Consider the following 21034-nt stretch of genomic DNA (forward strand, 5'->3'; position numbering starts at 1 on the left):
ATTCGTTTTTGACTGACCAAGGCCAATCCTTCCTTTCGGTGGGATTGGCTTTTTTTGTGTATTCCAGTGGGCAAATTTGTCTGGAAGTGCAAAATGTAGAACATTGGCGCAGGCCACCTGAACACCATGTGCCTACGATAAGCTGATGCGCCGTGTCCATTAAGGTATGTCGGGGAATTTTCCAGGCTTGATCTATCCTGTTGAAAATTTTAAAGAAAGGCATGTCGATTTGAATCCTGGAGAATAACGATGTAAGGTGCCAAACCGTACGGAAGGATCTCGACCGTGATATCGGTGGTTCATGCTTCTGTCAACAGAATTATGTGCGGGAAGGAAAGGGCTGCAATTACTCCGCCCTATGTTGCCAACCAATGAAGTGGGGATGATCCGTTTGAAAAAACTACTCATTGAAAATCGTGAACAACAACTGCCCTGGGCCAAGCGGGGCTGGCTTGCCTCGGAGGACTACTATGCTTTCTGGGGTGCGGTGCTCGCCGGTGACGATTTGCGTGACCGAATGGATGGCCGACAGATTGCCGATATCGGCGCGGGCAATGGCCGTATCTGGCAGGCAGCGCTGGAACAGGGACTGGAGCCGGATGGATTGCGCTTGATCGATCCCGATCTGGGAGTGGCGCCCGAACTGGCCGCCAGGCCAGATGTCATCGCTCAAAAAAACGCACTCGAGGAAGTGGCGCCGGTGACGGCCGATGTGGCCCTGTTCAAGCAATCGTTTCATCTTATTTACAATAAGTTCGGATCAGAAATGTTTGATCTGGTGCAGGCCGACACTTATCTGACCTTTGCCATGCCGAAAGAGATCGAGTGGCCAGCGAGCGAAGCCTTCATGGATTTGTATCGTCCGACTTATCTCGATTATCATCAGATCATCGAAGCGAGCGGCAAGACAGTAGTCGAGGAAAATTGCTATGAATATGCTGTGCAAATGGCGCGTAGCGAATGGATCGCGATGCTCGAACACCGCTTCGTCAGCTGCCTGGCTGAGTGTGATGAGAAGTTCATCGCCGATGAGATCAACTGGGCAATGCACAATCTTCCCGAGGAATTGGTGTTTAACGATACACTCGAATGCCTGATCTTCGAATAACGCGTGACTGGGGTGGTAGGGTGCGCTTGCGCACCATCAAACACCCTGACCACCGCCATCAAAGCACCTTGCATAACAAAAACCGGTGCGCAAGCGCACCCACATTTTCGTGACTTAGCGCACCGTGCATGGCAAGGCCCGACGGGCCGCGGTCATCCAGACACTTCAGCGATAATGTATCGCCGCAATGGATATGACGTTGAAGAAATAGGTCTGAAACGAAAATTTCCAAACAGCTTCTCAGCGTCAGCTGGGTGCGCCCACCATTATCTTGACTTCATCCACCGTGGTGCGCAGCAGTTCGCTAATTGCGGCCAGATCGCCGTGCAACCTTTCGTTATCCCAGCCATGTGCCGCATGACGCGCAAGATCCACCGCAAGCCGCACATTGCGTACACGTGGCTGAGCGGAACACTGGTCATCCATCAATGTGATCAGCAGCGCTGGTAATGACCATTCCGCCACCAGCCTGGATTGCAGATCATTGAGCGCAAAGCCGAATACCTTCTCCTGGGCTGTGCGCCGGTGGGTGGCCGGATCTTGAAGGTTGTTGTCCAGCATTAACATTTTGGCTGGCGAGAAGCACCATAGCAACAGTTCCGTGATGTCATGCAGCAGGGTGGCTGTGCGGATTTCCTCAAAATGGATATCCTGTAGGCGTATCGCCCATTCCAGGGCGTAATTGGAAGCGACATGCGCCCGGTGTACCCGGCGCAGCAGTTGCACCAGTGCATCATGATGGGCATGCAGCACGGTTTCCACCAGCGGTTTGGTGGCGATATGATCGAGAGCGTTTTCCACACCCAGCATCATTAATGCTTGTTCGACTTGAATTACTTCATGTTCCTGCCGCTGATGCTTCTGTTGCTGCAGGTAGCGCAGCAGCTCGACCATCATTAAAGGATCTTGTTTGATGATGGCCGCCACATCGCGTACCCCGGGCGTAGTGGCCTGCGCGCGCAGTGTCGTCAGACTGCGCATGGTTTTGCGCAGTACCGGAATCTCTGCGCTGCCCAGAAACCGCGCCCATTCGGTCAGATTTTCAGGATCGGCTGGCATGATCAGACTTTCGTGCATGTTTGCCAAGAATCCCATCTTGAAATCTGGTGAGTGACACGCGTCACCCGTCGGTGCAGGGAAAAACAGCAGCGGATTCTTCGCATCGCAGTATCCTGATTTTGTCAAATAGAGAAGCTATGGGTAGTCATGGCTGTCATGGTCACGATAGCTGCTTGCCAGCCTAATCTTCCTCATTATGCAGATGCCGGGCCAAGCCTAATGCTGGAATTGTATAAATTTTCGGTGTTTGTTCATCAAATGAACCCGGATTGAGTTGGACTAGACTATTTGCCACCTTTTCCGGTTCTGGTCTTTCCAACTACTTTCAGGCGACAGTTACGCCCGTATCGAGACATAAAAATATGCAACCTGCCGACGAAACCAGACTGATCACTCCAGTCAGATCGGGTGATCAGGCATTACATTTGTCGTCGGCAGGTATCGTCATAGTCGTATCCGTTTACTTCTTGCTCGCACTTCTCAGCGCGACCTTCGATATACCTGATAGTTGTAATTTGCTTGAAAGTCTGTCCGCTGGCCTGGCGTTTGTTGCCCTGGTGACTTGGGGGGTGCGTTTGGTTCCCTATATCTGGATAGCAGCATTCATCACCGGGCTGTTTCATCATTCGGAAAGCAGTTTCAGCGGTGGGCTGGACAGTGTCGTTTTGTTCACGGCATTACTCACCTCTGCCGGGGCAGTCATGCAGGCGCTGTTCGGCAGGTGCTTGGTGATGCCACTGCTGAGACAGGCGACACCCTTCGTCAGCGTGATTGGAACCGCACGTTTTCTGTTTCTGGCAGGGCCGGTTGCATGTCTGGTTTCAACTTCGGTCACCACAATCGTTTTATATCAATTCCATGATTTGCCGGGTGCCGATTTGCTTGCAACCTGGATTACAGGCTATGTGCACGATACGATAGGGGTATCGCTGCTGGCCCCGGCAATATTGATCCGGTTCTGCGCCGATGGCCAGGGTGGATGGCATCGGCGTATTGCTATCGCAGTGGTGCTGCTGTTTGGGATCTCGATCCTGCTATTGGGCGGGATTTATTTATTCAACCGCAGCGAAACACAAAGCATACGAGAGGTGTTCGAAGACAATGCCACCGAATTTGCTTACCAGATCAGAAAGGCCATTTATAACAGCGAGGACCGGCTGCGTGCCGTCAGCGGTCTGGTCAGAAGCAGCAGGCGGGTGACAGTCTCCGAATTTGCCACTTTTAACCACTCTTTTACGCTGTCACCGGGGGTCAAAGCCTTGACTTGGGCGCCGCGTGAAGCGGCAGGCACATATATCCATCGGCATATTTATCCCGAGCACGACGGCGCTTCTCTATATGGCACCCATCTTGCGGCGCAGATTCCTGCCAGCACATTACGCAGCGCAGAGAAGACGGGCCTCAAAGCGATGGCCACCAGTTTAACTGAACAGAATGCCCCGGTCTGGTGGATGATTTATCCTGTTTATAGTGGTGACAGCTTCAAGGGCAAGGTGAAGTCTGATAAGGCATTGCTGGGCTTTGCCGTGGCCCAAATCGAAGTGGAGCAGTTCTTTGCCAGTTTTATCGATAAAGCCAATTACTTCAACCTTGCGTTCCGCATCCAAGGTTTCGCAACTTGGCATCCCTCAGCGCCACTGATAGCACACAAGGTGCCCGCCGCCATTGCACCCGATTATGTATACCATTTAGATGAAGGATTCGCCGGGGCCGGCCTGCAGTTTGCGATGTGGGATCTCGATGCATTGCAACCGGGATGGACCCCGGGATCGACATTGCTGCTCCTGTTTAGTACGCTGATCATGCTGCTGGCCAGCGGATATGCGTTGAATACATTGGGTTATGGACTGCATCTGCAACAGCTGATCAGGCGGCGGACGGCTGAAATCAGGCTGCAAAATGCAGAAACCAATGCGCTGGTAGAGTACCTGAAAGATGTCGCAATCACTTTTGATGACAGTGGTTGGATACATTCAGTCAATCCTGCCGTCAGAAAAACATTTGGATACAGCCCGGCGGCGCTGATCGGCGCCAATATTTCGCTGATCATTCCAGAGTTGGAATGCACCACGGCGAGGTGCTGTTTACGCGAGAAACCCTATCTTTTCGGGATGGCGCGCGAGGCACAGGGCCGGCACCAGAATGGAGAACTTTTTCCGATTCAACTGACCCTGAGCGACTACCGCATCGAAGGGAATCAGTATTTTTCCGGTACATTGCGCGATCTGCGCGAGCAAAAGCGCATGATGCTCGATCTTGAAATCGCGCGGGACAAGGCAGAAGCGGCCAATCAAGCCAAATCGAATTTTCTGGCAATGATGAGCCATGAAATTCGTACCCCCATGAATGGTGTGATCGGCATGCTGGATGTGCTGTCACAAACCCATTTGCGGGAGGAGCAGGTGGAAATGGTCGAGCTCATCCGGGAATCCGCGCATGCTTTACTTGGGATCATCAATGACATACTCGATTTTTCCAAGATCGAGGTCGGCAAGTTGTCCCTCACACTCGAACCGATCTCGGTCGAAGCCGTGACAGAGAAAGTCTGCGCCTTGCTGGATCATATGGCAGAGCAAGTGAAAGTGGAGCTTACCTTGTTCATTGATCCGAAGATCCCCACCCAATTGCAGGGCGATGCGCTGCGAGTCAGTCAGATTCTTTACAATCTTGTCAACAATGCCATCAAGTTTTCCAGCAAACAGTTGTGCCCGGGGCGTGTGGCTGTGCGGGTCACGCTCGCCGCTGAAGAGGAGAATCGGGTGTGGATCGATTTCGCCGTGCTGGATAATGGCATCGGGATGGATGAAACCGTTCAGGCACGCCTGTTCCAGCCCTTTGAGCAGGGCGAGTCTTCCACCACCAGACGTTTTGGCGGCACCGGGCTGGGCATGAGTATCAGTCAGCGCTTGACCCATATGATGGGGGGGCAGATTACGCTTCAGAGTCAACCGGATCAAGGTAGCACATTCATTGTCCGGGTACCTTTCGCACGCTTGTCAGCCGGCCAGAAAGCCGGAACGTCAGCTGACGTCCAAAGTGCCGATTCCCTGTCTCTGGCGGAATTGAATTGTCTGATAATCAGCGACGAGACTGCCTTAGCCGACGATCTTGCATGTTATTTATCTCATGCTGGTGCGCGGGTGCAGCAGGCTGAGCATATCGAGGCCGCCCAAGCACATCGCTTGGCGCATGCCAATCATGTATGGATATGGCGGCCTGACGAGGATGTCATGGCTGCGCCTGACTCGTTGCGGGAGATGGTAACCCGGGATTCGGATTCAGGAGTGCGTATGATCATTCTCGGCCGTGGCCGGCGTCGAATCCCGAGACAGATAGGAGAAAACATTTTTCTGATCGACGCCAATGTGCTGACACGAGGCAGTCTGTTACGCACTGTGGCGATCGCTGCCGATAGGGTCAAAGCCGAGCAACGGCAGGATGATATCAGAGCCTTGCGCAAAAGGGCAGCAACGCCTTCCTATAGCCAGTCTCTTCACTTTAACAAACCACTGCTCGTCGCCGAAGATAATGAAATCAACCAGAAAGTGATTATGCGACAGCTCGCTTTGCTGGGCGTTGAAGCCGAGGTGGCCGGCAATGGACAGCAAGCACTCGAGCGCTGGCAGCAAGGCGATTTTGCATTGTTACTGACCGATGTACATATGCCACTCATGGATGGCTACGCCCTGAGCGCCGCCATCCGTGCGGAAGAAGCGCGTACAGACCGTGGCCACTTGCCGATCATTGCACTGACTGCCGATGTCTTGCAAGGGGAGATTGATCATTGCAAGGCGGCAGGCATGGACGACTATCTTGCCAAACCCGTGCAGCTCGCTGTCTTGCAAAAGATGCTGCAGAAATGGCAGACCTCAAGCGAAAAGGATGGAAATGAATAAACAAGCGGTGAACGTCGGTTTATTACAGGAACTGGTCGGGGACGATCAGGTGGTGATAGACGAGATTCTGCGGGAGTTTCATACCATGCTGGCGACCATTCAAAATGACTTGTATGAGGCTTGTGAGACCGGGCAATGCGACCGGGCGCGCGCGATTGCGCATAAGCTGAAATCATCGGCGCGCAGTGTCGGCGCCCTGCAGCTGGGTGCCTGGTGCGAGCAGATCGAGCAAGCGGGCAGAAATGGGCAAGTCGGCGTGCTGAATGCGCTGCTCGGGGAATTTAAACAGGAGCTGACGGCCGTCGAGAGCTGGTTGGCCCAATGGCTGGGAATCGAGTGAAACAGCCGGGCCTTGGAGACCTCAGAATGGCCACCACGAATGATTCAGGGAGTCCTGGAAGATTCTTGAATCGTAGGCCGGCGCTAAATTACCGTTATCGGGATAGCCACGAATGGACACGAATACACACTAATAATTTCGTGATGACGCTCACATTGGTTGAATTTTGTCATGCAGCAGGGTGAAGACGTGATACCTAGTACTCCGTTCCGCCAAACCGCTTACATGAAATCGCGCCTTCGCCTGTCATGCGTTGTCGCAAATCCTCGCCATAGCTACGGCTATGACTGCGGTTTGCGCCTAGCTTGGCTGGCGAATCCATCGATTTTATTTGTAAGCTAATTGACGGAACGGAGTACTCGTCTGATTGCAGGCAAAATGCAGCGAAGTGGTTTTTGTTATTCGTGTGCATTCGTGTCCATTCGTGGTTAATTAAAGCCGTAAATGGGCGCCAATGTAGCCGATAGCGAGGTTAACCGGCGGGCAGGCCGTCGGGTTTGTTGAATACGGCCATGACTTCAACATGCGGCGTGTGTGGAAACAAATCTATCAGTTGGATATCGCTCGGCCACCAGCCTTTTTTATGGAAAGTCCAGGCATCCCGTGCGAAGCTCTCCGGGTTGCAGGAGATATAGTAAATCGTTTTTAGGCTGGCAAAGCTTTCAAAGAATCCTCGCGAATTTTTCAGGCCGGAGCGAGGGGGATCAAGCACCAATGTGTCCGCATCCATAATACTCTTTCTGAGCGTCTTCCAGACGTAGGGCTGATGAAGATCGACCACTCCGGCCTCCACGCCAGGCAGTTGCTTTTGCCGCAGAGACAGGATGGCACCCAGGCTGGATTCATAGGCAATCGTGTGCGGACAGCCTGCCTGTGCAATCACTTCCGTGAAATTTCCTGATCCGCAGAACAATTCTATGGTTTTGCGGATGCGCGTGTTCTGGGCAAGCTGATGTTTCAGCCATGCCTGCATCCGGGCGTTTTGTTCTGCATTGCCTTGGCGAAAGGGGCGTTTCCGGTTGGGCTGTATTTGTTCCGGTGTCATGGAATCATCGAGATCCAGGAAGCTCCAGTCCTCGCCAGCTTCAGGCGTCCAGTCGCGGCAGGGTAGGCGATGACGGGCGGCCTGCAGGAGCTGCCGGCAAGAATCGTTGAGGACAATACAATCCTCGATAGATGCGATATGACGAGAACCCTCCGTGACAAAGCCGAGTCTCTCACCGTCAGTCTTGACCTGAAAACGGTTGCGCTAGCCAAAAATGCGGGGAGACGGCTGTACCTGCCCGATTGTCAGCCGATGGGTGTCGAAGCCGACCCTGGCCATCGCATAAAGAAAGCTGTGTCTTTTTTGCTCTAGTTGGTTGGCATAGTCTGCAATCATCCACGGGCAGCCCGAGCAGCTGTGATCCGTAAAGCCAAGAAATGTGCAGGCAGGCGATTGGCGATGACGGGAAGGCTGGATGAGACGAATCAGCCGTGCATAGCCATATTTTTTGTTATGCAGGATACGATCCGATATTTCGAATTGGCCCAGATCGCCCGGCCAAGTGCCGGCAACGAAATAAGTGTGCCCGTCGTGGGGATGCTGTACTACCCCCAATCCTTTCTGGGACAAATGTGTGATTTCACCTTCGAATCGGGTTGCATGCATAGAAATTATTTGGAAATTCCCGTTTTAGGCCCGTCTTTTCAACGATATATCAGTCATGCAAGGGCACGCTTGCGCACTGTCCGACTGACGTTAAATTATGGTGGTCAGGAAAAAGTTTGGCTTCACAACTTTCAGTTCCGTGAATGATGAGCATGTGTCCCAGCGATAATCTATCATCGACTTTATGGTGCGCAAGCGCACCCTACCGTTTTGCGAGCTGCGAAAGTGGCACGGCAATCCAGCCCAGCGTCAACTTAACCTTGATGCTGGGTGCTCATATTCCGATATAGACAGACAGCGCCACCTGCCCCGGCAAAAGCCGGCGATAGCAGGTGGCGTTGCTACGGATTGGAGAGTCTGCCGATCAAGCTGCCGGGGTGGGAGGCTGGTCGGCTTCAGTGGTTTGTTCGGCAGCTGCTTCTGTTCCCTCCTGATGACCGGAAGGGTCGGTGAACTGGTCATTCAGTGTCTGGATAAAGTCATTTGCATCTTCCTTGACCTCGGCAAGAATGCGCTGATTGGTCCCATTCCAGCCAGCGGGTTTCTTCAGAAACATGGGGCGGTAGCCAGCGGTGCTTTTGCTGAATGCTTGGCTGATCTGCCTGCAGGCAGTGTGATCATGTCCATATTCTTCCGGCAGCTTGCTCGATATACCGCGCGCCACCTTGCCGCGTATGGAAAGATGAATGTAGCCAGCCAACCCCAGGAATAGGGCAACTCCAAACAGGGAGGGAGGCTCTGCGGCAGTGATGCTGGCGATGCATTGTTGCAACAGATGCCAGCTATCCGTCAGTGTCAATGCTGTGCCGGCCAGTACCAATAGCAGACCGAACAAAATGCTGTCGAACAGAAACACCCGGCTGCGCCAGCGGTCGAGCAAGCTTTCGAGCTTGGTAATCACCTGGTTTTCGATCGCATCGGCAGTTTGCTCGAGCATGGCTGCGATCCGGTAGGAGCGCTCGATTTCGATTTGCTGCATGCGCGCATTGATGTCCGACAGGTCTTCCTCCCGTTTTTTCTCGAAGCGCTCCCGTATCTGTGGATCATCGATGGGAATGGCTGCATCCTTGTCGTAGATTCGGTAGAAACGTCCAGCAAGCAGTCCTGATTGCGCGAGCGAGCGTTGCCAGGCAGATACGACTTCCTCGGGGTTGTCCTCTTTGGCCGTGACATCGATCTGATTCAGGATATAGAGGAATTTGTTGGCGTCAGGACGGTTGATGGTCGAAGTGACCAGATATTCGAGTGTGTCATGCATCGCCCCGGGTTCGGGGTGGCGTGCATCGAAGAAAACCAGCACCAGATCGGATAAATCGATGATGTGCTGCGTCAGGCGCAGGGTGGAGGTGCGCTGTCTGTCGGCATCAAAGCCCGGTGAGTCGATCAGGATCTTGCCACGGATTTTTTCCGATGGGCAGGTCTTGAGCTGAATATAGGCATCGATCCGCTGTGGCCCGGCTTCCGCGATTTCCTCGATGCTGTGGCTGATTTGGTAGAACGGAAAGCGTGGATCCGCATCCAGTGCCACCCCCGGCAGTGTTTTGATCTCGTCGTGACGGCTGTAGCAAATGACGGTGAATTTGTCGTCGACAGCCTGGTTGCCGGTGCGTTGCAGATGCATGCCCAGATAGGAATTGATAAAGGTCGATTTGCCTGATGAGAACGTGCCCAGCACGGCAATCATTGGCCACCAGGTGACATAAGTGGCGTAAGACTCGTCCCGTCCCAGGAGTCCCAGATCCTGGGCCACCCGATCCAGATTCCGGAAGCTATGCACGGCCCTGGCCAGAACCGGATTCTCGGGATGTTCTTCCGCGAGATGCTTTTCCAGATTGGCAAGGTGCTTGACGATGTTAGTTGCGCTCATATTTGAAAATCCTTGTTTGGTTGATGGATACTTTGCAAAATCCGGTTTCGTGCTCAAGTACGCGTAACGGCCTTACGCGGCTTGCATTTCACCTGATCCGGAAACTGGATTGTTTGCAGGCCTCCCTGTGTTGAAAAACTTGTGGACAGTAATAAGCCTGGTGCTATTTTTCCGGGTTAATTCTATTGCGCCGACCGTTGCTTGACAACGAGCAGGATGTGTTGAGCATAACTGCTCGACCGCCGGCACAAATGCATTGCCTGATTGTGCGGAAATGGATTTCCCGTCTAGTTATTCGATACCTACCGAATTTCGGCTAATAATCGTGCCATCATCGTTTCTGCCTGGCGTAAATAATGCCCGCCGAACAGGTTGAGGTGGTTGAGAATATGATACAGGTTGTAGAGCTGTTTGCGGGTGTGATAGCCAGCTTCCAGCGGCCAGCTCTCTCGATAGGCGGCATAGAAATCGGACGGGAACCCGCCAAATAATTCAGTCATGGCCAGATCGGCTTCCCGGTCGCCATAATAAACGGCGGGGTCGAATATAACCGGTTGTCTACTGGCGTCAAAAGCATAATTGCCACTCCACAAATCGCCATGCAGCAGGGAGGGGCGCGGCCCCGGTCCCGTAAAGAAATGCGGGCAGCCATCGATGAGTTGTTCACCCAGCAATTGCAGACGGCCGCCATAGCCATTTTCCTGGGCAAGATTCAACTGGTAGGCAAGACGCTGCTGACGCCAGAATGCAATCCAGTCTGAGGCAGGCCGATTGATTTGCGGGCTCGAGCCAATGGTGTTGTCACGTACCCAGCCGTATTTATCCGAAGTATGGCGATGCATCCTGGCCAGACCGGTCCCCAATGCCGTGTCATCACCCTGTCCCCGAAGATCGAGAAATTCCAGTACCAGCCAGGCATGGCCCTCCCCGCAACCGCTGCACAAGGGTTGCGGTGCACGCAATGCCGCGGCATTGCGGATTTCTTCAAGTCCCGCCGCCTCGGCCTCGAACATGGGCAAGTAATGTGCCTGGTTGAGCTTGACAAAAAACTGCTGGTTCACGCCCTGTATGCGGTAGGCGCGGTTGATACACCCCCCGCCAACCGGTGCGATCTGCTGCGCAACAAACACCCGGCCTGTCTGCTCGGAAATCTGTGCCGTGATGGCTGGCCAGGGCGATGCTGAGAGAGGATCCAATGAATGCCGTTTCATGCTTGGACTGGCGAGGTGATTTCAAGAGCGCAGGCAATGATGCATGGTCTGGCTTGGGGAAGTGTATGCATAACTAGCCGTTATCTTTCGATCCAAGCATCTCTCTCGCCTGGCTGATCGCCAGGCGGACCTGCCTGGGCGCTGTACCGCCGGGATGATCGCGGCTCTGGAGCGAGCCTTCGAGCGTCAGTACCTGGAACACATCCGTTTCGATCACGTTAGAGAATTGATGCAATTCGGCCAGGGAAAGATCGCTCAGGTCGCACTGCTTGTTTTCCGCGAAACGAACGGCTTGCGCCACGATTTCATGCGCATCCCGGAACGGTAGTCCTTTCTTGACCAGATAATCGGCCAGATCGGTTGCGGTGGCGTAGCCACGCAGGGCGGCTTGGCGCATCGCTGCCTGATTGACGTGTAGGCCGGTGAGCATGTCTGCATAAATGCGCAGGGTATCCCGCAAGGTATCGACTGTGTCAAACAGCGGCTCCTTGTCTTCCTGATTGTCCTTGTTATAGGCCAGTGGCTGCGATTTCATGAGCGTGAGCAGTGCGACCAGATGGCCATTGATGCGGCCGGTTTTTCCGCGCACCAGTTCGGGCACATCCGGATTTTTCTTTTGCGGCATGATGGAGGAACCGGTGCAGAAGCGGTCGGCGAGCTGGATGAAACCGAATGCCGGGCTCATCCATAGGATCAGCTCTTCCGACAAGCGCGAAAGATGAGTCATCAGCAGTGCCGCGCAAGCACAGAATTCGATTGCAAAATCACGATCGGAAACCGCATCCAGCGAATTGCGGCAGATACCATCGAAGCCCAGCTCGCGTGCCACGCTTGCGCGGTCGATCGGGTAACTTGTGCCTGCCAGGGCGGCCGCACCCAGTGGCAGCTGGTTGACGCGTTTTCTGCAATCCTGCAGGCGCTGCGTATCCCGCTGCAGCATTTCCTGGTAGGCCAGCAAGTGATGCCCGAAAGTGACCGGCTGGGCGACCTGCAGATGGGTGAAGCCCGGCATGATCGTGTCGGCGTGTTGCTCTGCCAGGTCCAGCAATGCGTGTTGCAAGGCCCGGATCAGGCCAATGATATCGTCGATCGCTGCGCGCAGGTAAAGCCGGATATCCGTTGCCACCTGATCGTTACGCGAGCGGGCGGTATGCAGTTTTTTGCCAGCGTCTCCCACCAGCGCAGTCAATCGCTGTTCGATATTCAGATGGACATCCTCCCGCTCGAGTTGCCAGTCAAACGTGCCTTGCTCGATTTCATCACGGATTTGCGCCATGCCTTTCTCGATCGCTTCGAGATCGGTGTCAGAGATGTTGCCCGTGGCCGCCAGCATGCGGGCATGCGCCAGAGATCCCTGAATGTCATATTCAGCCAGCTTGTGGTCGAACCCGACCGAGGCTGTATAACGTTGCACCAATTCCGAAACCGGTTCGTTGAAGCGTCCCGACCAGGTTTTATTGTCTTTATCCACGACAGTGTAACTCCCTGTTTAAAATTTCATCTCCGTTTTCCTGGTGGGGTGCGCGCCACACCCACAACGATATGGCGCGGCGGATCCCACCGAAGAAAACCGGATCAATAGATGTGATGCCTATGAGATCATTTAGATGGTCATGGCGGGGTATCTGAATGTATCACTAACGTTTCATTTGCGCAGCCTGCTGCCAGACAGCAATGCGAGGACGCGTTACGATGAAACAGTTATTTTACTCGTAACTTGGCAAGTTTCAGTATGGAATGGGTATAAATTGCAACACATTTTTCCGTTATGTCCTAAATATTAGCCAGCCCGCTTTCACTTGGAAAAGGAATGGTGGATAATTAGCGCCTTTCATTCGTGTCACTCATTAAAGGAGCAATGTATGTCGGATCAACACACGCAGAACGAGGGCGATCAATCCAAAGAGAAGATCGAATGGACCAAGCCCGCATCATTATTAAACATTCTAAGCAATAGATTCGCACCGCTTGCTGATATTCAGCACAAGCAGCTGCCAATGTGGTCAATTCTGGTGTTTCTGGGCGTATTGCTGCTGGTCATCGCCTGGAAGCAGATCGCGGTCAACCAGGCTGAGTCGCGCTTGGAAAGAGGGCAAGCTGAGCTGGCTCAACAGCTCGACATGGAACGCAAGGTGCTAACCAAAAAAGCGCGCGAATATGCTGACAGTCAGTACAAAAAAGAAGAAGAGCGTTTTGGGCAAGTGCTGGCCTGGGCTGTCCGTGGTGAATTGATTCGTAACAACTTGGATCAAATCGATCAGTATTTGACCGAGCTGGTCAAAACCAAGGATACGGAGCGGGTGGTCCTGATCAGTGACGAGGGCAAGTTGCTGGTGTCCACAGATAAAAGACTGGAAAACGAAGAAGCCGCCAGCGTTTATCCTAAAGATGTACTCAATCAACGCAAAATCACTCTCAAATCAGATGTTGATGGTAAGAAAATGCTGATTGTGCCGGTCATGGGCCTTAACCAACGGTTGGCTACGGTCGTCGTGAGCTATAACCCACCACCATTGCGGGATAACAATTAATTTTTCCTGCGAATGAATGGTGTATAAGCCCTCGGAATTCCCGGGGGCTTTTTCATGGTGCGTCCGGCACTGGCGCCCATTCATGGTTCCAACAATTCACCACGAATGCACACGAATAATGAAAACCACTTCGACTGCGTTCCGCCCGTAATCAGACCGGCTATCACGCCTTTGCCTTGCCGGATGACAAAACGCAACCCATGAGAGCGTTACCACCAAATCATTCGTGTTAATTCGTGTCCATTCGTGGTTCCTTCAATCCCGGTCACAGGACAGCAACGGCTTCACCTGCATGAGCGGCAAATTGCTGCGCTGCTGCTGCGATTGAGCGTGTTTGACTACAACTCGAACTACGAATGCGCACGAATAATGAAAACCACTTCGATTGCGTTTCAACCGTAATTGGGTCGGTTATCGCGTATTCACCCTGCCGCATAGCAAAACTCAACCAATGCGAGCATTCCGGCTAAATCATTCGTGTCTATTCGTGTCCATTCGTGGTTGTCTAGTACTCCGCTCCGCCAAACCGCTTACATGAAATCGCGCCTTCGCCTGTCATGCGTTGTTGCAAATCCTCGCCATAGCTACGGCTATGACTGCGGTTTGCGCCTAGCCTGGCAGGCGAATCCATCGATTTCATTTGTAAGCTAATTGACGGTACGGAGTACTAGGCAAGGCTTACGGAGCGGTCTTTCAGGCAAAGGTATTGATGAGGCCTTCGTGCCTGACCGAGAGCTGGCGCGTGGCAGGCTGGATGCCGGAATCATCGGAAAAGTTGTGGGCTGTCTGGCGTGATGGGGTCTGGTGATGACCGTTTTCCGCGTGTTGCTGGGAGGTCTGCGCGCTGACCGAGGTGTCGGTCAACGTAATCCCGCTCTCGGCCATCATTTCCCGTAATCTGGGTAGATTGGCCTCGATCGCTTCGCGTACCGCGGCATGGTGTGAGGCAAACTGTGCCGAAACTTGTTGCGCACCCTGTTCACCCGACAGTTGCAACATGATTTCAATCGGTCCGAGGTGGGCTGGATGGAGTTTCAGCTCTGCTGATTGCAATCGTTGCGTGGCGATCCAGGTTATTTTCTGGCCAAACTCATCTGGCCAGGCGGGGCTGTCAAACGCGGCCGCGACCGGAACACTGGCGGCAGCCGGAGCTGTCGGCGGTGCGGCTGATGGCAGGAGGGGGACAGGGCCGCTCATGACGGCTGCCGGTGTGGTTGGAGGCGGCAAACTTTTGCCGCTATCGGCAGAAATTGCCGTAGTGATGCTTTGATCCGGATGGCTACTGTAAGCCGCGTAGCTGGCGTCATATGCCTGTCCGGTTGCCTGCCCGACATGGGCCAATACCGGCTGAGCAAGTTTCTGGGGTAGTGCAGCGAGCGGCGATAGGTTGTCTGCCAGGGAAGGTGTGACAGCGGTGCCGGTTTTGTCCGAACCGGCCTGTTCGGTCTTGATGATCGTGTTGACTAACAGCCCTGGCAGTGCTGCAAACATGGGGCCGGCTAGTGGCTCATGTGCGATGGATACCGTGTCGGCGGTCTCGGCCGCAATGGGTGCCTCCATCACGGAAATGGGATCGGCCGCCTCCGGATCATCCCCCTGCATCAAGCTATCGACCAGTGTCCTGGCCAGAATGCTGTCAAATTTCTGGCCGGGCAATTGATCGGTGGCAGACAACATGGTAGTTAGCACCGGCGCGTTTGGCGTTTCACTCGGCAAAGCCGGTAGATCCTTAAGAGTAGGCAAATTGAGCATGACCATCCTTTAATTATTTCATCTGTATGATAATAAGCAATTTCCGTGCCATAAATGAGGTGCCGTTCGGCGATCTTGATGCGGCGCTCTGACAACCATGGCTGGCATGGCTGTCAGAGCGCTCAGCGTGACCGTGAACGATGGCTGATTCCATTGGAGGTGTGTTCGTCCTGCTGGCGCTGTTCCTGTTTCGAGAGTTGCGCTGCATGATCAAGTTGGTGGCGTTGGGTAAGCGTGCCATAGGATTTCAAGCGGCGGCGATGGGCATGAAACTCGGCGTGACCGGCTGCGGTATGTTGCAGTGAGCGTGCGACCACTTTTTGCTGTTCACCGATGGCGGTATCGAGTTTGCTGATGAATGCCTGATAATTGCGCCACTCGACCGGGTCGATGCCTTCCCCTGCCGATGCCATGAACCGGTTCTGATAACTGCGGCGGTAATCGACCAGCAGCTTTAGGGTTTTTTCCGATTCCTGCTGCTTGAGATGCAGTTGGGCCAGCGTGGTTGCGGAATCATCCAGCTGCTGTTGGGCATGTTCGAGCAGTCGCTTGAGTGAATGAAGATTGGCCATTTTGCAAGCATCCTAAGTTGTCAGTGGGAGGGCATAAAATTTTTGTAGGCTGTCTGGATAGTTTTCCTGTTCGAACATACCTTGCCGCAGGAACGATTCGAGTTCGGGATACAGCTTGATGGCTTGATCCAGCTGCGGGTCGCTGCCAGCAACATATGCGCCGACACTGATCAAGTCATGATTGCGCTGATAGCGGGCGTACAGCCCCTTGAATCGTTGCGCCCAGTCAATTTGCCTGGGCGGAGCCAGATTCGCCATGACCCGGCTGATGGAGGATTCAATATCGATGGCAGGGTAGTGGCCGGCATCGGCCAATTGCCGGGAAAGCACGATGTGCCCATCGAGAATCGCGCGTGCATTGTCGGCGATCGGGTCGTTGGGATCATCGTTCTCGGTCAGGATGGTATAAAAAGCGGTGATCGAGCCGCTGGCAGGCCGCCCGTTCCCGGCGCGCTCGACCAATTGCGGCAAGCGGGCAAAGACCGAGGGCGGGTAACCCTTGGTGGCGGGCGGCTCGCCGATGGCCAGCGAGATTTCACGTTGCGCCATGGCGAAACGTGTCAGTGAATCCATGATCAGCAACACATGCTTGCCTTCATCCCGGAAGTATTCGGCGATGGCCGTGGCATAGGCGGCACCTTGCAGGCGCAGCAGCGGAGAAGTATCGGCCGGTGCGGCGACCACAACCGAGCGCGCCAGGCCCTGCGGTCCGAGAATATTTTCGATGAATTCCTTGACTTCCCGGCCGCGCTCGCCGATCAATGCCACGACGATGACATCGGCGCTGGTGTAGCGCGCCATCATGCCGAGCAGGACGCTTTTGCCGACCCCGCTGCCGGCGAATAAACCCATACGCTGGCCGCGCCCGACGCTGAGCAGGGTATTGATGGCGCGTACGCCGACATCGAGTGTCTGTTCGATGGGCGCGCGTTCCAATGGATTGAAGGGACGGCTGTAAAGCGGCACACTCTGTTCGCAATGGAGCGAACCGAGCGAATCGAGCGGCTCACCGGCCCCATCCAGCACCCGGCCGAGCAGTTCCGGCCCGACATGGATATGTTTGGCGCGATCGGCCGCGCGGCGTCTCGGGTGCTGCCTGACCCCGATGCGGGGAGGCGTACCGATATATTCCGCCGGAATGACTTTCGCGCCTGGCGCGAGGCCGTACACATCACTGGAAGGCATCAGAAATAATCGCTCTCCCGAGAAGCCCACCACTTCTGCCATGACAGGGTGGCCATTCTGGAGCAGCACGGTACAACTGGTGCCTACTGCCAGTTTGAGCCCGGTCGCCTCCATCACCAGACCGGCCACGCGGGTTAGCGTGCCACTGACCAGGTGGGGAGGGACCGCTTCAGCCAAGTGCCGGCAGCTCTGAATGAAATCCAGCCAGCGTGCGGTATGGGTGGGTGCGTGAGCGTGCATCATGCCAGCCAGTCGGGTGTTCTGCCCAGCGGGGCGAGCACCCGTTGCCAGCGGGTGGGCAGGGTGGCATCCACTTCGCAGCCGGCGGATTCCATGCGGCAACCGCCGGGTTCAATATGCACGTCTTCGACAACCCGCCATTTAGTATGCGACAGATGACGCGTGAGATATTCGCGCACCAGCGCTGCATCATCGGGATGCAATGTGACGTGCAGTGAACGTGACTGGGCGGGCAGCTGCTGCAGCGCCTCTTCGACGACCGTCAGCACCAGTTCCGGCTTGATTTGCAGTGCTCGTCCGACCATCTTTCTGGCCAGTTCGATCGATAATGTCAGTAAATCCTGCGCGACGGTTTCATCCATTTTGTGCAGCGCCTGTTCAAAAGCACTCAGCAGCGTCTGTAGCCGCTCAACTTCCGCCTCGATCTCATGCACGGCCTGCGCCCTGCCTGCCTGATAGCCCGCCAGCATGCCTTCTTCCTGGGCCTGCTGATAGATCTGCTCGATTTGTTCGGCAGTGGGTAAGGCAGGTGTTGCTGCCTGCGGTTCGGCGGCTTCGGGGGCTGCCGATGCGGCGGGTGCTTCCGGTGCTTCCGGCGCTTCCTGGGGAGGGGGAGGAGCGGGCTGCGGCGCTTCGGGTTGTTGCCGGTTTTCGGGCGACTCCAGATCGCCTATTTCCCATTTTTCCCAGGCGGTGAGTGCTTTTTTAGGAATGACGGCGGCTGCGTTCATGTGTCTATCCTCGATGAATGCGGGCGGTGAAGCGTTGCATCAAATCATATGTGAAATTAAATGGCATGTCCGAGCTACGACAGCAGCTGTTCTCAGACATAGCCATCTTCAACTTTTTTGCCCAGCGTGACACGCCCTTCATCGGCGAGTTGACGCAGGGTCTTGAGAATGAGTTTTTGCTCGGACTCAACTTCGGAAATGCGTACGGGGCCTTTCATTTCCAGATCTTCGCGCAGCATCTCGGCGGCACGTTGCGACATATTCTTGAAGATCTTGAAGCGCACTTCCTCCTTGGCGCCCTTGAGGGCGGTAATGAGGGTATCGGACTGAATTTCCCGCAGCAGCAGCTGGATATCCGGGTCATCGATATCCATGAGATCGTCGAAGACGAACATTTCGTCCATGATTTTCTGCGCCATTTCCTCGTCGTATTGCATGAAGTTTTCTATGATGCTTTCTTCCAGCGAGGTCGGCATGAAATTCAGGATTTCTGCGGTGGTGCGAATGCCGCCCATGCGCGGTTTCTTGATATTGTCGTTGCCCGAGAGTAATTGGCTCAATACGGTATTTAATTCACGCAACGCAGCCGGCTGTACGCTATCGAGCGTGGCGATGCGCAGCAGGACGTCGTTGCGCAGTCGTTCCGTGAACAGGGCGAGAATCGCGCTGGATTGATCGCGCTCCAGATGCACCAGAATGGTCGCGATGATCTGCGGATGCTCATGCCTGATCAATTCCATCGCGGCGACTGCGTCCATCCATTTGAGGCTTTCGATCCCGGTCGTGTCGCCGCCCTGGTTAATGCGGTCGAGCAGATTGGCTGCCTTGTCCTCGCCCAGCGCCTTGGTCAGGACCTTGCGCAAGTAATCAGCGGAATCATGGCCAAGCGACGTTTTTTCGCTCGCCAGTTCAAAGAATTCTTCGAGGACACCGGCAATTTTGTCGCGCCGGACATCATTCAGCTTGGCCATGGCCTCGCTCAGCTTCTGTACTTCCTTGGGCGCCAGGTAGCGGAAAACCTGAGAGGCTTCCTCTTCCCCCAGCGACATCAGCAGGATTGCGCTTTTGTGTATGCCTTCATTGTCCATTGCCAGCTACCCATCCTTTTACGACGTTGGCCACGATGGCCGGTTCTTTGGCCGCCAGCAGCTTGGCTTTCTGGAGATTCTCCTCGTACGCTTCTTCCTGGGCGGCGGCCAGAGAAAGCAGCTCTGGTTGGGCTGCCTTTTCCTCATCTGTCAGCACCGCGACTTGCGAGGAAGGCGGTGGCGGCAGCAATGTTTTCAGGAAGGGGCGCAGGATTTTCTGCAGGAAATACAGCACAATGGCGGCGATCAATAATTGCTTGCCGATTTCCTTGGCCAGCTGAATGGTTTCCGGTTGCTGCCAGAACGGCAACTCGTCCAGGACATCATCCGCTTGCAGACTGAACTGGCTGTTGGTGACTGTCAGGGTATCGCCGCGGGCAGCGTCGAAACCGATGGTTTGCTTGACCAGATCCGTGATTTTCTCGATTTCGCCGTCCGGCAGGGCTTCATTGATCAATCGCCCTTCCTCATCCAGACGGCTGCGATAATTGATCACGACTGCTGCCGATAACCGATTGATACGGCCGCTCGACTGGCGGGTGTGGGAAATGGCTTTATCCACTTCATAATTGGTGGTCGATTCCTTGCGCGTATCGGTGGGTATGGTCTGGCCGGCTGCCTCGCCATCTTCTTCGCTAAGCTCGATGGGTGCCTGCGCCGGGGCAGGCGGACGGTTGGAGAGCGCGCCGGGCACGCCGCCGTCGGGCTGCGAAATCGAAACCGATTCGGATTTCTGCTGGCTGCGGATGGCAGCGTTTTCCGGTGCGCTGTTATTCGGCCGGTAGCTTTCCTCAGCGCGTTCGATCCGGGAGAAATCAACATCCGCCGTGACTTGTGCGTGCACGTTGGCCGCGCCGGTGATCGGCGTCAGGATGGCCTCGATGCGGCGTGAGAAATTTTGTTCGAGATCCTGTACATATTTGAGCTGGGTGGCGTCAAGCCCGCTTTCCGGATCGTCGTTCTTTTTTCCGCTCAGCAGATTGCCCTGCTGATCGACCACGGTCACGTTCTTGACCGGGAGATTGGGGATGCTGCTGGAAACCAGATGGACAATGGCATTCACTTGCTCGGTACCCAGCACCCGCCCTGGATATAGATTGAGCAATACCGAGACGCTGGGTGGCTGGCGGTCGCGGGTGAACACAGTGGGCTTGGCAATGGCCAGATGCACCCGCGCACTTTGTACGGCGGACAGCGACTGGATGGAGCGGGACAGTTCGCCTTCCAGTGCCCGATGATAATTGACCTGTTCCAGAAACTGGCTGGAACCAAATTTCTGATTCTCGAGGATTTCAAAACCAGCCAGGCCGCCTTTGGGCAATCCCTGGCTGGCCAGGCGCAGACGCACTTCATGTACTTGGTCGCTTGGGATCAGAATTGCATCGCCGCCATCCGAGACTTTGTAGGGAATATGCATTTGCTGCAGCACCCCGATGATGGCACCGCCATCCTGATCGGAGACATTGGAATAAAGCACGCGGTAATCCGGTGCCTGGCTCCAGATCCAGGTGCCCGCGAGCAGCGCGATGACGCTGGCAGCGGCCACCATCAAGCCAAGTTTTTGTTGTGCCGATAATTGCCTGATTCTGTCGAGCAGATTGCCCGGCTGATCCGGATTGTCCGGCTGGGTGCTCGGCTGGGTGTTCGCCTCTGTTTCTTTGGGGACCGTCGCCACGAAACTTTCTCCTGCTTAACTGATTCTGTCCGAAGGATGTTGCGAGCCGGCCGGGATCGTCATATGCCGATCGCGGAAGGGCCGGGTGGATAACAGGATTATCAGGCTATTCGCGCATACTAAACGCT

16 protein-coding genes are annotated in these 21034 nt (G+C 54.7%); 4 read left to right on the forward strand and 12 right to left on the reverse strand.

Features of this window, described 5'->3' with window-relative positions:
• The first annotated feature begins 391 nt into the window (after positions 1-391).
• Positions 392-1108, forward strand: a complete 717-nt coding sequence (locus tag ABTW62_RS02415; RefSeq protein ID WP_430902982.1) for a hypothetical protein — start codon at positions 392-394, stop codon at positions 1106-1108.
• 246 nt (positions 1109-1354) lie between these two features.
• Here the strand turns inward: ABTW62_RS02415 and ABTW62_RS02420 are convergent, their stop codons facing one another.
• Positions 1355-2185: an HDOD domain-containing protein gene (locus ABTW62_RS02420; protein WP_430902983.1), complete on the reverse strand. Its 831-nt coding sequence runs from the start codon at positions 2183-2185 to the stop codon at positions 1355-1357.
• A gap of 344 nt (positions 2186-2529) precedes the next feature.
• Here ABTW62_RS02420 and ABTW62_RS02425 point away from each other — a divergent pair, with 344 nt between their 5' ends.
• Positions 2530-6063, forward strand: coding sequence for an ATP-binding protein (locus ABTW62_RS02425; RefSeq protein WP_430902984.1), 3534 nt, complete (start codon positions 2530-2532; stop codon positions 6061-6063).
• Entirely contained in the window at positions 6056-6403 is a 348-nt protein-coding gene (locus ABTW62_RS02430; RefSeq protein WP_430902985.1) for an Hpt domain-containing protein, read from the forward strand. Before ABTW62_RS02425 ends, ABTW62_RS02430 begins: the two co-directional genes overlap by 8 nt.
• Before the next feature lie 472 nt (positions 6404-6875).
• Here ABTW62_RS02430 and ABTW62_RS02435 read toward each other — a convergent pair whose 3' ends face one another.
• The 5 genes from ABTW62_RS02435 to argH form a co-directional block, all read right to left on the reverse strand.
• Positions 6876-7448, reverse strand: a complete 573-nt coding sequence (locus tag ABTW62_RS02435; protein WP_430902986.1) for a hypothetical protein — start codon at positions 7446-7448, stop codon at positions 6876-6878.
• Between the two features lie 204 nt (positions 7449-7652).
• Positions 7653-8054, reverse strand: a complete 402-nt coding sequence (locus ABTW62_RS02440; RefSeq protein WP_430902987.1) for a hypothetical protein — start codon at positions 8052-8054, stop codon at positions 7653-7655.
• A 364-nt stretch (positions 8055-8418) separates the two neighbouring features.
• On the reverse strand, positions 8419-9921 hold the full coding sequence (locus ABTW62_RS02445; RefSeq protein WP_430902988.1) for a dynamin family protein: 1503 nt from the start codon (positions 9919-9921) through the stop codon (positions 8419-8421).
• A gap of 302 nt (positions 9922-10223) precedes the next feature.
• Positions 10224-11132: a fructosamine kinase family protein gene (locus ABTW62_RS02450; RefSeq protein WP_430902989.1), complete on the reverse strand. Its 909-nt coding sequence runs from the start codon at positions 11130-11132 to the stop codon at positions 10224-10226.
• Between the two features lie 73 nt (positions 11133-11205).
• On the reverse strand, positions 11206-12603 hold the full coding sequence (gene argH, locus ABTW62_RS02455; RefSeq protein WP_430902990.1) for an argininosuccinate lyase: 1398 nt from the start codon (positions 12601-12603) through the stop codon (positions 11206-11208).
• A 391-nt stretch (positions 12604-12994) separates the two neighbouring features.
• Between argH and ABTW62_RS02460 the strand changes: the two genes are divergently transcribed.
• A complete protein-coding gene (locus ABTW62_RS02460) occupies positions 12995-13663 on the forward strand; it encodes a hypothetical protein (protein WP_430902991.1) in 669 nt (222 codons plus the stop codon).
• Between the two features lie 693 nt (positions 13664-14356).
• Here ABTW62_RS02460 and ABTW62_RS02465 read toward each other — a convergent pair.
• The 6 genes from ABTW62_RS02465 to fliF all read right to left on the reverse strand — a co-directional run bounded on the left by ABTW62_RS02465 (position 14357) and on the right by fliF (position 20906).
• Entirely contained in the window at positions 14357-15415 is a 1059-nt protein-coding gene (locus ABTW62_RS02465) for a flagellar hook-length control protein FliK (protein WP_430902992.1), read from the reverse strand.
• Positions 15416-15537: 122 nt separating this feature from the next.
• Positions 15538-15987, reverse strand: coding sequence for a flagellar export protein FliJ (fliJ, locus tag ABTW62_RS02470; protein ID WP_430902993.1), 450 nt, complete (start codon positions 15985-15987; stop codon positions 15538-15540).
• Between the two features lie 12 nt (positions 15988-15999).
• On the reverse strand, positions 16000-17412 hold the full coding sequence (gene fliI / locus ABTW62_RS02475; protein WP_430903012.1) for a flagellar protein export ATPase FliI: 1413 nt from the start codon (positions 17410-17412) through the stop codon (positions 16000-16002).
• Entirely contained in the window at positions 17412-18143 is a 732-nt protein-coding gene (locus ABTW62_RS02480; protein WP_430902994.1) for a flagellar assembly protein FliH, read from the reverse strand. The genes fliI and ABTW62_RS02480 overlap by 1 nt, the downstream gene beginning before the upstream one ends.
• A gap of 92 nt (positions 18144-18235) precedes the next feature.
• Positions 18236-19231, reverse strand: coding sequence for a flagellar motor switch protein FliG (fliG, locus tag ABTW62_RS02485; RefSeq protein ID WP_430902995.1), 996 nt, complete (start codon positions 19229-19231; stop codon positions 18236-18238).
• Complete coding sequence (gene fliF, locus ABTW62_RS02490; protein ID WP_430902996.1) at positions 19221-20906, reverse strand: flagellar basal-body MS-ring/collar protein FliF; 1686 nt, start codon at positions 20904-20906, stop codon at positions 19221-19223. The genes fliG and fliF overlap by 11 nt, the downstream gene beginning before the upstream one ends.
• Positions 20907-21034 lie beyond the last annotated feature (128 nt).

Source organism: Nitrosomonas sp. ANs5, assembly GCF_050584665.1.
Lineage (GTDB): Bacteria > Pseudomonadota > Gammaproteobacteria > Burkholderiales > Nitrosomonadaceae > Nitrosomonas.